Origin of the sequence: Chryseobacterium sp. 2987, from assembly GCF_031456375.1 — a bacterium.
GTDB lineage: Bacteria > Bacteroidota > Bacteroidia > Flavobacteriales > Weeksellaceae > Chryseobacterium > Chryseobacterium vaccae.
The window spans coordinates 173,357-187,936 of sequence record NZ_JAVDUN010000004.1 but is presented as its reverse complement, the minus strand read 5'-3'; the positions used below and the strand labels follow the sequence as shown (position 1 = coordinate 187,936).

The following is a 14,580-nucleotide window of genomic DNA, read 5'->3' as shown; positions in this document are numbered from 1 at the left end:
ATGCCTTAATCCCTAATTCAAAAATTTAAAGACTTCGTCAATGAAGTCTTTTTTATTTCACTAAATTTGTATTTCGAAATTTTGAGATCAGATAAGGTGATTCCATATAAGCCTTTGGAAAAATCATTACAGACATGAATATTAAAAATAGTATAGAAGAAAAACTTTCGGAGGTTATTTTAAATGTATATCAGTTAAAAGACATCAATCTGGAAGTTCAGGAAAATAAAACAGAATTTGAAGGCGATTTTACCATTGTTACATTTCCCCTGGTAAAACAGCTGAAGAAAAACCCTGAAAGCATCGGGGTGGAATTAGGTGAGGCCTTAACGGAGCAGACAGACTTGTTTGAGAGCTTCAATGTGGTAAAAGGTTTCCTTAACGTTAAAGTTAATAACCAGTTTTTTGTGGATAACTTCAGATCCGTAAACAGAGATTTTGATACTGTGGAAAAGAAAAATTCTACTGTAATGGTGGAATACTCTTCACCGAACACGAATAAACCGCTTCACCTGGGGCACATCAGAAACAATCTTTTAGGATTTTCTGTAGCACAGATTTTAAAAGAAGCTGGATATGACGTTATCAAAACTCAAATTATTAACGACAGAGGAATTCATATCTGTAAATCTATGCTGGCATGGGAAAAATTCGGAAATGGAGAAACTCCGGAAACAACCCATACAAAAGGAGATAAATTTGTCGGAAATTATTATGTAGAGTTTGATAAAGAACTGAAAAGACAGGTAAATACGATCTATAAAGACTTCAGAAAGAATAGCTTTGACACTTTTGATACCAATAAGAAGGTAGAAGTTGCCAACTTAAATGATAAAATAGATACCCTTGAAGCAAATCAAAAAGAACTGCTCAACAGTCTGGATTATAGCGAAGTTTCAAATCTTCATCCCCAGTTTGAGATTCATTTAAAGGACGCTTTGGAAAATGATCTGCTTCTATCTAAAATACCCGGCTTAGTAGTAAAATCAGTAAAAGAAGAAGAAACTGAACTGATCAAAAAACAGGGTAATACCTTTCTTGCCATTTTCAGAGATGTTTTAGAAGCTGAGGGTAAACTTGAAGCTGAAAAGTCTAATCTTAAAGAGATCTGCAAACCTTCTTCCGAAGTAATGAAAGAGGCTCAGAAAATGCTTGTGGATTGGGAAGACGGTGACCAAACGGTAAGAGATCTTTGGAAAGAAATGAATTCCTGGGTATACAAAGGATTCAATGAAACCTATAAGAGACTAGGAGTTGATTTTGACCAGGTTCAATATGAGAGCAATACTTATCTGCTTGGAAAAGATCTTATTCAGGAAGGGCTTGACAAAGGAGTTCTTTACAAAAAGGAAGACGGCTCAGTGTGGTGCGATCTTACCGATGAAGGTCTTGATCAGAAACTATTGTTACGTTCCGATGGTACTTCTGTGTATATGACACAGGATTTAGGAACAGCAGTAGAGCGTTTTAAAGATAATGATATTCAGAAACTGATCTATACTGTTGGAAACGAACAGGATTATCATTTCCAGGTTTTATTTAAAATCCTGAAAAAATTAGGTTACGAATGGGCAGACCATTTATATCACCTTTCTTATGGAATGGTAGAACTTCCTGAAGGAAAAATGAAGTCCCGTGAAGGTACCGTGGTAGATGCAGATGATCTGATGCAGGAAATGTATGAGACGGCAAAATCAATTACCACAGAATTAGGAAAACTGGAAGGACTTTCTGATGAAGAAAAAGAAGCTTCCTATGAAGTTATTGGATTGGCGGCTCTTAAATATTTCATGCTGAAAGTAGATCCAAAGAAGAAAATGCTGTTTAACCCTGACGAAAGTGTAGAGTTTTCCGGAAATACAGGACCATTTATTCTTTATACCTATGCCCGTATTCAGTCTTTACTGTCAAAAGCAGAAGGAGATTACACGCAAATTTCAGAAGTGGCTTTAAATGAATATGAAAAAGAACTGATTATGCTTCTTGCCAATTATAAAGCAGTAGTTGCAAAAGCATCAGAAGCTTTAAGCCCTGCATTAGTAGCTAATTATGTTTATGATCTGGTTAAATCTTATAACTCGTTCTATCAAAGCAATATTATTCTGAAGCTTGAAGATGAAGAGGTGAAAAAATTCCGTCTGAATTTATCAGACCTTACCGCGAAAACAATCAAAAAATCGCTGGCCCTCCTCGGAATCGGAACCGTAAACAGAATGTAAAAAAATGAACCTCCTGATGATTTCGGGAGGTTTTTTATTTTTATTAAAACACTATTTAAATATCCTAATCATCCTAAATCCCCTGCATTCTCTCTTTTCATCCTCTCCTCATACAATTTGGCATCACTCCATTTTGCGTGTTTTGAAGGAACAATTGTATACCCTTTTTTATAAGCGTAGACTTTAGTAAATTCTGCCCCAAAGAAAACCAGCATACAGGAATAATTAATCCACATCATAATTAAGATCACGGTTCCTGCTGTTCCAAAAGCGGAAGTAGGTTTTGCCGTTCCGAAATACAGACTTAATAAAAATTTTCCCAGAGTAAACAGCACAGCCGTAAGAAAAGCCCCCTTCCATACGGGTCTCCAGCTTACTTTTACATCCGGAAGAACCTTAAACATCAGCGCAAAAAGGAGCATAACAAATCCGAATCCTGCTGCGAAATTAACGGTTTCTACCAGCATATACGTTTCAAAACCGAAATATTGGGTAATTAATTTATTAAAAACACTGATTAATGAAGACAGGATCATTGTAATCATTAATAAAAAGCCAAGAATAAGGATCATACCTAAAGAATTGGCCCTGTCCAGAAGAAATTTCACTAAAGCTTTTTTAGGAGCTGACTGTATATCCCACAAGCTGTTCAGAGAATGCTGAAGCTGGAAAAATAAAGTAGTGGAACCATAGACAAGTGACCCTACACCTACCGTTTTCATAACAATATTCTGTTTATCAATCAGGGCACCGGCGATCATATTTTCAATGCTTTTGGCAACATCTGTTCCCATAATGCCGCCGATCTGATGGCTGATTTCACCCCGAATCGCTTCTTCACCAAAGAAATTTCCGGCAATCCAGATAATAATGATCAATAATCCCGGAATGGAAAAAATAGCATAATAGGCCAGACTTGCCGAATCTTTCGATGCGGAAGACTTATTCCATTCAGCGAAGGTTTCCTGAAGGACCTCCCAGTAAAATTTTACATTATTAATCATATTAAAAAGGATATCCGATGGCTATATTGAGTACAAGATTATCTTTTCTCCAGCTTGGGTCTCCGAAATTGATTTTGTCAAATGCCCAACGGTTTCCTTTTTCATAATAAGGAACTCTCAAAGGCATGGCAAGATCAAGTCTTAAAATTAATATTGAAAAATCAAGCCTCAGCCCTACTCCGGCTCCTACGGCAACTTCACTCAGGAATTCTTTTGAAAATTTAGCTCCCGGTCTTTTGTCGTCATTATTGATCAGCCAGATATTTCCGGCATCTACAAATACAGCTGCATTTAAAAACTTATATAGATTCGCACGGTATTCAGCATTTAATTCCAGCTTAATGTCTCCGGACTGATCAAAATAAGTCCCTTCATCTATTGTTCTCGGATCAAAACTTCCCGGCCCTAAAGTTCTTGCACGGAAAGCTCTTATACTATTGCTTCCTCCTGAGAAAAACTGTTTGGAGAAAGGGATAAATTCTGAATTTCCATAGGGATAAGCAATTCCTCCGATGAAACGGGTTGCAAGGGAAGATTTTTCAGTGAACTTATGGTAAAACCTGAAATCATTTTCCATCTTTACATACTGGCTGAAAGGAATTCCGAAAATCTTTTTTTCCTTATCCTTTTTTACATCCGCTCCCGTAACTAATCCTGTGATGTTTCCTGCGAGATCAAGCGTTCCTTTATAATAAACGGTATTCTTTTTCGGATACATCGTATTCGTGTAAGTATAAGAATAGGTAGGACCAAAAATCAGCTGCTTCTTGACGATACGCTGCATGGCAGGATTATTTCTTGAAATTGAATCATACTCAGCGGTAACCTTAGCCGGAGACACTAAAGTGATGTCAATTACTTTCAGTTCATGTTCTTTTCTGGCGTTTTCTTTCCACACATATCCGAATGATCCGGTGAAATTATTAAGCGTATAATACTTTGTTCTGTTCTGGAATTCATAGCCTAAAGCAATATTCGTTCTTGGAACAAACTCGCTGGAAGAATGAAAACGGAATGGTGCTACAATTCGTGGAATAGAAAGCTGTACATTCGTTCCTCCACGGAAAATATTATTGGCATTTTCAGGTCCGCCCATCTGGAAATCAAAAGCTCCGTAAATAGATGCCTTAAACTGTTCTGCTCCACGGAAGAAATTTCTGTGGGTCCAGTTGAGGTTAAGCTCACTACCTGCATAATTCGCGGAGTTGGTTCTTCCGAGCGCTTCAAGACGAAGTGACTGGATCTGCCTTGGCGTCAGTAAATAATAAGCATCAAATTTATGACTCAGCGAATCAGCGACAATAAATTCATTCTTTACAAATTTGAAAACACCAAGACTGATTAACCGGTTTAAAGTAAGATTATGATTGGAACGGTTGTAAAGATCTCCCTTTTTAAAGTATAAAGCCCTGTCGAAAATTTTCGGTTTGAACTTATGCTGCGGATCAATAACGTAGATGTCATCAAAAGCATATTTGGAAAGAGAATCTTTATCCATCGGAATAGAATACTTTCCGGCTCTTACATCCTGAATATTATAATTAGGAAATACAACTACCTTATCAATGCTGAATTGCTGGGTTGCCAGATCCGGAGTATTATCTTTAAGCTTTACATTAAGTTCAACCTTATGGTTTTTGCTTACGGTACTGTCTGCCTGTACAATAATATTATCAGGGTGGAAATAATAGAAACCTCGTTCCTTCAAACCATTGTCAATTCTTTCACGTTCGGCTTTGATGACATCCAGATCAAAAGGTCTTCCGTTTTTAAGATAGGTTTTATCAGCTATATTCTGAATTTCCTGATTAACTAAAGTTGAATCTTTCTGGAACTTTACCCCTTCCACCAGATATCTGGCACCCGGCCTTACCTTATAGATGACCTGAGCTTTCTTATTCTTAGAAACCGTATCATAGGTGGCTTTCGCATTGAAATATCCTTTGTTCTCAGAATAATTAACGATAATATCTTTATTGAATTCACGGTCTACATCACCTAGCAATACGGGTTTTTCACCTACTTTATATTTAAGCCAGTAATTAAAGCCTTTATCCTTTTTAGGTTCTTTCGCAATATTATAAAAATACAGCTTAGGACGCATTCCCAGGAATGTAGAGTTGGGTTTGGGAATAAGATTCGCTTCCAGTGCAGACTGTAGTTCTTTTTTCTCCTTCTTAGAGATGGTATCACTTTCTATCTTTACTTCAGCGCCTGTGTAGAGCATCTGGCCCTCTTTCAGAAATCTGGTATTGCTGCAGGAAATGACTGTTGATGCCAGTCCGGAAATCAACAGATATTTACAATAGGTATGGAAGTTACGGTTCATTACTTAAATTCTACAACTTGATTATTCTGATTCTTTTTCGGTTTCTTCTCTCTGGTTTTCTGGAAAATCTCCCGGAACTTGTCATAATCCAGGGTAATGATAAATCCAACCCCGGTTTCTATGATCTGCCCCTGAAGAGCCACCTGATATTCATCTTTACGGTAAGCACGCAGCATATATCTTCCGTCTTTGGAAAGACTGTAATCTACAGAAACATTTCCTGCAATATTGGTCATATTTTCATTCTGGCGGGCCTGTCCTTCCAGTCCGAAATTGCTTCCTACAGTCACTTTCAGCCTGTCATTCAGTAATTTTTTGCTGATATCCACATTCAGGTCGGTTCTTGTATTTTTTTGTCCGGTAGAATAGTCTTCCGAAGATTCCAGACCAAAATTAAGATCCACCCCTTTTATTAAGCCGGAGGCCAGATTATTAAGCTGCTGGGAAAGAATCTTACTCACACTTTGTCTTGCCATTGTTTCAGCTGACATTCCTGCACCGCTTTCAAATGGATTTTCACCAATAAAACGATTCAGAAGAAGCAACGCAAAAACCTGTTTATTCAGTTCGGATTCCTGAGTTCTGAGCTGGATCAGTTTCTGATCGATAACATCTTTTACATTAGAGGAAATCGCGTTGTTTTTCTCGTCTGTGGTGATATCAAAACTTAGTTGTGGTTTTAGAAGTTCTCCTTTCATCTTTAATAAAGTATTGAACGGAACTCTCTGCTTATACTGGTTCATGGTGGAGGCCGCTTCACCACTGATCTGCTGTTCTACAAGATCAATCGGAGGAGCTTCTGTTTTATAAACGGCCGTAATATCCATGAGAGCCATTGTAGGTTCACCAGTCCAGGTAATCGTGCTTCCTTTCTGAATATCAAACTTACGTTTAAGGAAACTCACAGAAAGATCATAGCTTCCTTTTTCCACTTCATATACCCCAACCAATGTTGTTTTTCCTGAAGGATCAATTCCTCCGGTCAGTTCAGCCTCTCCCTGAAGCTGTACAAAATCTCCGTTGGCTTTGTCAATAATGATTGATAATTTAGCTTCCTTGCTCACTTCAATATTAACGCTCACATCCATTCCTTTGATACGGCTTTGCGCATTAAGAGAATCAGCTTTGATCGTTTTATTGAGAACCACCTGATCCTGATCAATGAATTCCACGATTCCGTCTCTTTCCTGAAGCGAAGGACTGGATTGCGGTAGAACAAAAGTAAAATCTGTATTGTCTGCCACGCTCAGCCTTCCGTCTACTTTGGGAAGATCAAGGTTTCCGCGGATGTGAAGCCCTGCATCAATAGCAAGAACACCATACATGATCGCGTCATTGGATTTTTCTGAATTTACAACTTTGAAATCTTTGGCATTCACGTTAAGATTAAAGGCAAAATCCCTGTAAGTCTGAGTGAGAACCTGCCCGTTAACGACTAAAGAATTGCCGTCCTTGTCATTGATCTTAAACCTGTTAAATTCAATACCACGGCTGGTAAAGTCAATTTCGTCATTCAGCTTTCTGAAATCACTGCCTGTTTTGGCAATTTCAAGCCCTGCATCATTGAATTTTACTTTACCTAAAATATTCGGTTTATCGGCTGTTCCGGTGATCTTTAAATTCCCGGAAAGATAACCTTCCGTATTTGTAATTGCATTCATGGAGAATCCCTGAATACTCTTCATCTGAATCTGATTGATTGCCATATTCAGGTCAAATGTGCTGGAAGAAGTATTGTAGTCACCCAGGATTTTTACGTCATTATTATTTCCGGAAAGGGCAATATCAGCATTTAAAATATTCGGTGAAGTATTATTGACTTTCACTGCAAGATTTCCTACAGGACTTCCATAAACGATCAGATCAGAAACGTTAAGATCCGAAGTGAAGGTCATATTTTTGGTCAAATTGCGAAGCTGAGCCGTTCCGTTGATCGTTCCGCGGGCCAAAACCGTATCTTTTTTAATCAGTTCCGTTATTGTTTCAATTTTAAAATCTTTCAGGGAAACATTTAACGGGCTTTCAGGGTTTTCACTTTCTGACTGAAGGGAAATCTCACTGCCCCCATTGGAAAGGATGAAATGATCCGCTAAAATTCCTTTGCTGCTGATCTGGATTTTATTGTTTTCTGCAACATTCCAGTCTGAGTAATTTAATTTTAAACCATCCGGCTTCAGTGAAATTTCTGTGATGTCATTCAATGATTTTGCATTTCCGGCAATAAGGAACTGCGTGGCATCTTTGGCGTCTTTAGTCGTAATATTGTAATTGATGATATTGTCTGCCACGTCACCGTTTACACTGACTTTATTCAGCGTGAAACTTGAACTTTTTAAAGCCGCTACATTAAGACCGTATTGAAGAGCCTGATTTTCATTGGTTACTTTCAGAGTGGCATTTTCAATGGTATTTTCACCATACAGAAGCTGTGGAATTGCTCCGTCAATCTCTATTTTCTGAGAATCCGCATCATAGTTTCCTGCTAAATTAATGGTCTCAAAACTTTTCAGTTCCGGTACAAATTTCCGGATCAGATCATCATTTTTAATCTTAGCATTGAAGGTGAAAAATTGCCCCGGATCTACTTTCTCCGTTTTCCCCGGCTTCTGGAACTGGTAATATTGGTTGATGGTCTGCATTAAAGAGCCGAAGATCTGGGTAAGCTTATATTTTCCTTTTAAAGAGACATCCGCAATCTGGGAATTGAAAATGATTTGTGTTGAATCCTGCGTGGAAGAAGCCTTTACATTTACTTCCTGCACCGGATATACTTCTTTGGTATCTGAAAAGGCAAAATCTTTAAGGTTAAGATAACCGTTCAGATTGTTGGGATCAAGATTAGTGAAATCTCCGTCGATCTTTCCTGCAATAATCATCGGTTTTTCATAGAAGCCAAGCTTATTGACATCTAATTTGATGACCTCACCGTTGACTTTCACCGTAGGATTTTTGTCATCGTAAATTCCGGAAGCAGTTAAATTCAGATTGGCGTTCGGGTCTTTTGAGTTAAGAATAATATGGTAAGCTCCTTTTTTGATAGTACCGGTCAGATCCATATCCTGGTACCGGTAACCTTTATATACGGCTGAGGCAACATGGCCTTTCAGATCAGCATTAGCGTTTTTAAAATCAAAACTTTCTCCTTTGGCTGAAACCTGTGCGGTCACAGGGCCAATATCTTTATTCTGAATGATTTTCCCGATCTGTACAGCCTGAAGATTGGCTTTTACATTATATTTTTCATAATTTTTCCGCGTCATATCAACATCTGCAACCACTGCTGCATTTCCCAGAGTAGAGTAGAGGTTGAGGTCTGTCTTGATGACTTTGGTCGTTCCTTTTGCATTTCCTTTGATGCTGAAATGGGACGGCAGGGAAATCGTAGACGGAATGGTATTTTTCGGAACCAAATTGAAGACTGTTTTCGCGTCAGCAGAAAATTCCCCGATTCTCAGATCATAATACAAATGCTCAGGATTCATTGCATTTTTGATCCTTCCTGAGGTGGCCACTCGCAGCTGGTCCAGTCCGGAAACCTTTAAATTCTGGATCAGAAGATCATTTACAGTTCCTTTTACATTGGCATTTACATTCAACACTGCATTCGGATATTTGTTGAACGGAACTGTACTGCGCAGTGCAGGAACAATATTCAGAATATCGGAAAACCCTATTTTTGAATCTTTGATGTTGGCTGCAATTTTTACAACACCCAGATTAGACGTAAGCTGATCAATAGAGTCATAATTTAAAATCACCTCATCGCGGAGAATTGTTTTCGGGGTCTGAAGGTAGAGATCTTTCAGGTAAGCTTCTTTTTCAGCATACACAAAATCCGTATTGAATTTTTGAATATCCAGCCCGCGCGATTCCTGAATTTCCGCTGAATTGACTGTCCCTGCAAAAGTATTGTTCTCCATTTTAAAGCTTCTTACTTCCACATTCATTTTTGAAAAATTCAGATGGTTGAAATCCATTCCGGACTTTGTTGGAGCAATGGCGGTATTGTTGTAAACAGCTTTTACATCGTTAAGAACGAGTTTTCCAAGAATAATTTTCATCGCTTTATCCTTATCGGAAACTTTTGAAACTTCAGGTTCCTTGGTGTTTTTCGGATTGGCATTCTGAGCCGGAAGATAAAGGTTCGCATTGATATCTGCTCCTGAAAGCACGATATCTGAAATATGGTAGGCATTATTTTCAAGATCCAGTTTGTTGACCTTGGTACTCAGTTCCTTGAATAAGACCTTAGCAAAAGTTTTGGTATTGTCGTCTCCGTAATCAATATCGAAATTGGTGAGTTTAATTCCTCTCAAACCAATATTCATCGGTTTTTTGTCGTTCAGGGAATCTACTTTTTTCTCAACCTTTTTAGCAACTTCCTCTATGAGGTCCTGCTTTAATTTTAATTTCAGACCGTCAAGATTAATGTCATTAACAGCATAGGTATTTTTGCTGAGGTCAAAAGTTTTTACCCTTGTATCAAAGGATTTGAAATATAATTTGATATCATTCTTCGATTGCTGGTCGTTGAAAGTAACGCCAATATCTTTTAAATTGATCTTATCCAGAGAAATAATAAAAGGTTTGGAAGGGCTTTCCTCTTTGTCGCTGGTAGCAAAAGCATTGATGATATAATCGAAATTGAAACTTCCGTCCGGTTTCCGTACCACATTGGCGCGGGCTCCTTCAAGATCCACAGACGTAATATCTGCCGTGGAATTGATCAGCTTCAGCATATTTAAACCTACATCCAGTTTTCTGACAGCAAGAAGGGTGTCTACATCCTGACCTTTCAGATAAAGGTTCTGCATCACAAGGCTGTTGGGAAATCCTATGTAGACTTTTTCAAGGCTTACTTTGGTTTTTATCTTTTTTTCAAGATATACAACCAGTTTGTCTTTGATGAAATTTTGAATGGCTGGAAGTCTGAGGCTGAGTATCAGCAGGGTAAGTAAAACCAATATTGAAATAAAGGTTATTACAATACGCCTTAAGATTTTTCTTGTGTTGATTTTCAGTTTCAAATGCGATGAGGTTTGTAACAAAGATAGTAATACTAATTAATTAGTTCCTTGTTGTGGTACCATTTTGCATATGCAAAAATCCTGCCTTGGCTGTCCTATTATGGAATTTAGTTTAGTAGTCGTCAAGTGAATTAGTTGATAAAGACGAGCCAAGACTTGGATTTTATTCTTTAAAAGCCCCCTTTTGTATCATTTTTTAATGTTGAAAAGGTTAGCAAAAATGAAATTCAAATGTTAGTGTAATTTCAAAGGGGGCGTGGTATAGTTGATATATTTGAGATAATAAATTTTTCTATTCGTTTCCGTTTTCCCACTTCACTTCTTCACCCTGCGGAGCAGCTCCTCCCTGAGCTTGGGTAATTGGTGATGTTTCCTGGTTGATGTGGTAAACATAAGCAGCGATCTTTTCAGCATCTCTTCCCGTAATGGTTCCGTCTTTGATGAAAGGCCTCATGGTAGGATTATTTGGAGAACCGTTTTCAAGCATCCAGAATACATTTTTAAATAAACTTTTCTCTTTGATGTTGATCCAGTGCGTATCGGTAAGGTTCGGACCGATTCCTCCTTTCCCACCGTCACCATGGCAGGTTACACAGTTAGTTTTAAACAGTTCCTGCCCTTCTGCAATGTAATCTGCACTGTATTTTGCGGTTTCCAGATTGATCTGGGGAGCATTTTTCTCATATTCCTGAATGGAAGCCAGCATGGTTTTCGCTTCTTTGTCGTATTCAGCTTCCGGGTGGGCATAATCTGTGAAAGCAAAAGCCGTCATATACACCACACAGAAGATACATCCGAACCAGAAAAGACCGATCCACCATTTAGGAAGTGAATTATCAAGCTCTGTGATCCCATCAAAACCGTGATCGATAAGAATGTCTTTTTCTTCTGTAGCCGACTGTTTCTTAAAGGCCGAATTCCATAGTTTCTGGTAATACGGAATATTTTTTTCTGCCAGATACTGTTTTTTTTGTTCCTCGGATAACCTGTTGAAACTTTCATTTTCAACCAGATCTCCAATAGAATTCATAATCATCAGAAGGATAACGGCAATTAACAGCAGCGCCCAGAAAAATGGAGAAGAAAAGTATCCTGAATCTCCGGCGAACATTTCAAACGCCATGATCGTTAAGCCTATCATGGCCGCGATATATACTGAAATAGGGGTTCTCGTTTTCATTGCTTTACATTTTAATAATTACTCAGCACTTGCCGTTTGGATCTGCGTTGTTTTAATATCGGTACCCAGTCTCTGAAGGTAGGCGATCATTGCAATAATCTCTCTTTGCTCAAGCGGTACAAAGCCTGCACCTTTAGCTGATCTTTCTTTTTCCATCTGATCTTTCACGTCCGTTGCCTCTGCATAAATTCTTTTTACGATCGCTTTAGACTGGTTATCTGCCCATTTTCCTGCAGAATCTATTTCTGCTTTGGTGTATGGTACATCGAAAGAATTCTTCATCAGTTTTAATTTATCTACCATCTGCGTGCGGTCCAGTTTATTGGTAATCAGCCATGGAAAACGCGGCATGATGGAACCTGCAGACGTAATTCTTGGGTTATACATGTGTTTGAAGTGCCATGAATCAGGGTTTCGGCCTCCTTCTCTGTGAAGATCCGGTCCGGTTCTTTTAGATCCCCATAAGAATGGACGGTCGTAAACGAATTCTCCCGCTTTGGAATACTGTCCGTTTTTACCTTCAAACCTAACAACCTCATCACGGAATGGTCTGATCATCTGTGAGTGGCAGGAATTACAGCCTTCACGGATATAAAGATCTCTTCCTTCCAGTTCCAGCGGAGTATAAGGTTTTACCGCGGTGATGGTTGGTACACTCTGTTTAAGCGAGAGTGTTGGAACAATTTCTACCAGCCCTCCAATAGCTATCGTAATGAATGCAAGGATAGAAAGCAGGGCGGGAGTTCTTTCCAGCCAAAGGTGTACACCTTCGCCTTCTTTTCTTGTGCTGCCAATATCTGCAAGGGCAGGCGCTTCAGCAGGAACTTCTTTCTGGAATGATCCTTTTCTTACAGTTCTCACTACATTCACCACCATCAGGATCGCTCCGGTAAGATAAAGAACACCTCCCAGGAATCTCATTTTAAAGTAAGGAATAATCGCAGTTACCGTATCCAGCCAGTTTTTCCATAATAAAGTTCCGTCCGGATTGAATTGTTTCCACATTAATCCCTGAGTGAATCCTGAAATATACATCGGAACTGCGTAGAAAATAATTCCTAATGTTCCCAGCCAGAAGTGCCAGTTGGCTAATTTTTTAGACCAGAGCGGAGTTCTCCACATGATTGGCACGAGGTAATAAACTACTCCGAATGCCATGAAACCATTCCATCCAAGAGCTCCTAAGTGTACGTGCCCGATTACCCAGTCGGTATAATGCCCGATTTTATTTAAAGATTTTGTGGCTAAAAGTGGTCCTTCAAAAGTGGCCATCCCGTAGCAGGTAACGGCTACCACGAAGAATTTAAGGATCGGATTCTCTCTTACTTTATCCCAGGCTCCTCTTAACGTAAGAAGACCGTTCAGCATTCCACCCCATGACGGAGCAATAAGCATAATAGAAAACCCTGTACCAACGGCCTGAGCCCATGCCGGAAGCGCTGTATACTGAAGGTGGTGAGGGCCTGCCCATAAGTATACAAAAATTAGTGACCAGAAGTGAATAATAGATAATTTGTATGAAAAGACCGGTCGTTGAGCCGCTTTCGGCATGAAATAATACATCAGACCCAGTACGGGAGTGGTCAGTACGAATGCTACTGCATTATGGCCGTACCACCACTGCACAAGGGCATCTTTTACTCCCGCATATACAGAATAGGATTTCCAGCTTGTAAATGATAAAGGAATTTCCAGATTATTGAATATATGCAGCATGGCTACAGCAATCCATGTTGCCAGATAAAACCATATCGCTACATAAAGGTGTCTTACCCTTCTTTTGGCAATAGTTCCGAACATATTGATTCCGAAAACCACCCATGAGAACGTGATCAGAATGTCGATAGGCCATTCATGCTCAGCATATTCCTTGGAAGTGTTGATTCCCATTAAGAACGTGATTACTACAGTAACAATCATAAACTGCCATGACCAGAAATGGATCCAGGATAAGGTATCACTGTACATCCTTGTTTTCAGCAGCCTCTGCATACTGTAGTAAGCACCGCAGAAAAACGAGTTACACACAAAAGCAAAAATAACAGCACTCGTATGAAGCATTCTGATTCTTCCGAAGCCCATGGCTCCCTGTGTATTGATCAGCCCCTGGATATTACCGCTTCTCAAACTCTGGATGGTGGTGTCATCTGTTCCGAATAAAAATTCAGGAAGTTCAGGATAGAAAAGCATCAGTGCGGCCGTAAGTCCCAGCAGGAAACCTACCAGCCCGAATACGATTGTAGCATAGAGGAATGCTCTGACAATATTATTGTCATAATTAAATTTTTGCGTCTCCATAATTCCAAGTGTGTTGTACTGAAGTGATATTTATTCTCCGAAATCCGGCTTGAGCAGCATGAATTAATGTGAAAAAATAAATATCATGTAACGTGTATAATGTTTTGCCAAAGGTATTTATTAACTTTGTTAGAGGCTAGTAGATAATCTTCTAAACTATACCAAAAACTACTAAAAACAAAAAGGATGAAAGTATGTGGCCAAAACATAAGGAAAATAAGGCGGAGTAGAGATCTTACGCAGGAATATATGGCTTTTGAAATGGGAATTTCCCAGAAAGCTTATTCTGATATTGAAAATTCCAAGGTGAAAATCAATCTGGAAATACTGACCAAGATTTCCGATATTCTGGAAATTAAGCCTTCCGATATATGCAGTATTTCGCATAAATGCGGAACAGATGGGTATGAAGACCGTTATCAGGGACTTTTAGAGTATATGAAAAAGAATAATATCGCAGTTCCAAAAGAGTTTTTATAAGGAAATCTGCCTTTTTTTTCTTTTTAATTATTTAATACTGAGT

Annotated in this window: 7 protein-coding genes; 2 read left to right on the top strand and 5 right to left on the bottom strand. The window is 38.9% G+C overall.

What is annotated here, in order from left to right; genetic code table 11:
- Positions 1 to 134 precede the first annotated feature (134 nt).
- Complete coding sequence (argS, locus tag J2Y40_RS13560; RefSeq protein WP_309999463.1) at positions 135 to 2,219, top strand: arginine--tRNA ligase; 2,085 nt, start codon at positions 135 to 137, stop codon at positions 2,217 to 2,219.
- 68 nt (positions 2,220 to 2,287) lie between these two features.
- Here argS and J2Y40_RS13555 read toward each other — a convergent pair whose 3' ends face one another.
- From J2Y40_RS13555 to ccoN, 5 genes are all read right to left on the bottom strand, one after another.
- Positions 2,288 to 3,223 (bottom strand): YihY/virulence factor BrkB family protein, encoded by a 936-nt coding sequence (locus tag J2Y40_RS13555; RefSeq protein WP_153395565.1) that lies wholly within the window; start codon positions 3,221 to 3,223, stop codon positions 2,288 to 2,290.
- A gap of 1 nt (position 3,224) precedes the next feature.
- Positions 3,225 to 5,552: a BamA/TamA family outer membrane protein gene (locus tag J2Y40_RS13550; protein ID WP_153395564.1), complete on the bottom strand. Its 2,328-nt coding sequence runs from the start codon at positions 5,550 to 5,552 to the stop codon at positions 3,225 to 3,227.
- The gene (locus tag J2Y40_RS13545; RefSeq protein ID WP_309999461.1) at positions 5,552 to 10,579 is read right to left on the bottom strand and encodes a translocation/assembly module TamB domain-containing protein; all 5,028 of its coding nucleotides are present in this window, start codon (positions 10,577 to 10,579) and stop codon (positions 5,552 to 5,554) included. Before J2Y40_RS13545 ends, J2Y40_RS13550 begins: the two co-directional genes overlap by 1 nt.
- Positions 10,580 to 10,871: 292 nt before the next feature.
- The gene (locus tag J2Y40_RS13540; protein WP_309999458.1) at positions 10,872 to 11,759 is read right to left on the bottom strand and encodes a cbb3-type cytochrome c oxidase N-terminal domain-containing protein; all 888 of its coding nucleotides are present in this window, start codon (positions 11,757 to 11,759) and stop codon (positions 10,872 to 10,874) included.
- Between the two features lie 18 nt (positions 11,760 to 11,777).
- On the bottom strand, positions 11,778 to 14,057 hold the full coding sequence (ccoN, locus tag J2Y40_RS13535; RefSeq protein WP_309999457.1) for a cytochrome-c oxidase, cbb3-type subunit I: 2,280 nt from the start codon (positions 14,055 to 14,057) through the stop codon (positions 11,778 to 11,780).
- 186 nt (positions 14,058 to 14,243) lie between these two features.
- On the opposite strand from ccoN, the gene J2Y40_RS13530 reads away from it, so the two are divergent.
- Positions 14,244 to 14,537: a helix-turn-helix transcriptional regulator gene (locus J2Y40_RS13530; RefSeq protein WP_309999455.1), complete on the top strand. Its 294-nt coding sequence runs from the start codon at positions 14,244 to 14,246 to the stop codon at positions 14,535 to 14,537.
- Positions 14,538 to 14,580: the final 43 nt, after the last annotated feature.

Coding starts and splice junctions, on each gene's coding strand:
- ccoN (WP_309999457.1), bottom strand. CDS start 14,057: ATGGAGACGCAAAAATTTAATTATGACAATAATATTGTCAGAGCATTC.
- J2Y40_RS13540 (WP_309999458.1), bottom strand. CDS start 11,759: ATGAAAACGAGAACCCCTATTTCAGTATATATCGCGGCCATGATAGGC.
- J2Y40_RS13555 (WP_153395565.1), bottom strand. CDS start 3,223: ATGATTAATAATGTAAAATTTTACTGGGAGGTCCTTCAGGAAACCTTC.
- J2Y40_RS13550 (WP_153395564.1), bottom strand. CDS start 5,552: ATGAACCGTAACTTCCATACCTATTGTAAATATCTGTTGATTTCCGGA.
- argS (WP_309999463.1), top strand. CDS start 135: ATGAATATTAAAAATAGTATAGAAGAAAAACTTTCGGAGGTTATTTTA.
- J2Y40_RS13530 (WP_309999455.1), top strand. CDS start 14,244: ATGAAAGTATGTGGCCAAAACATAAGGAAAATAAGGCGGAGTAGAGAT.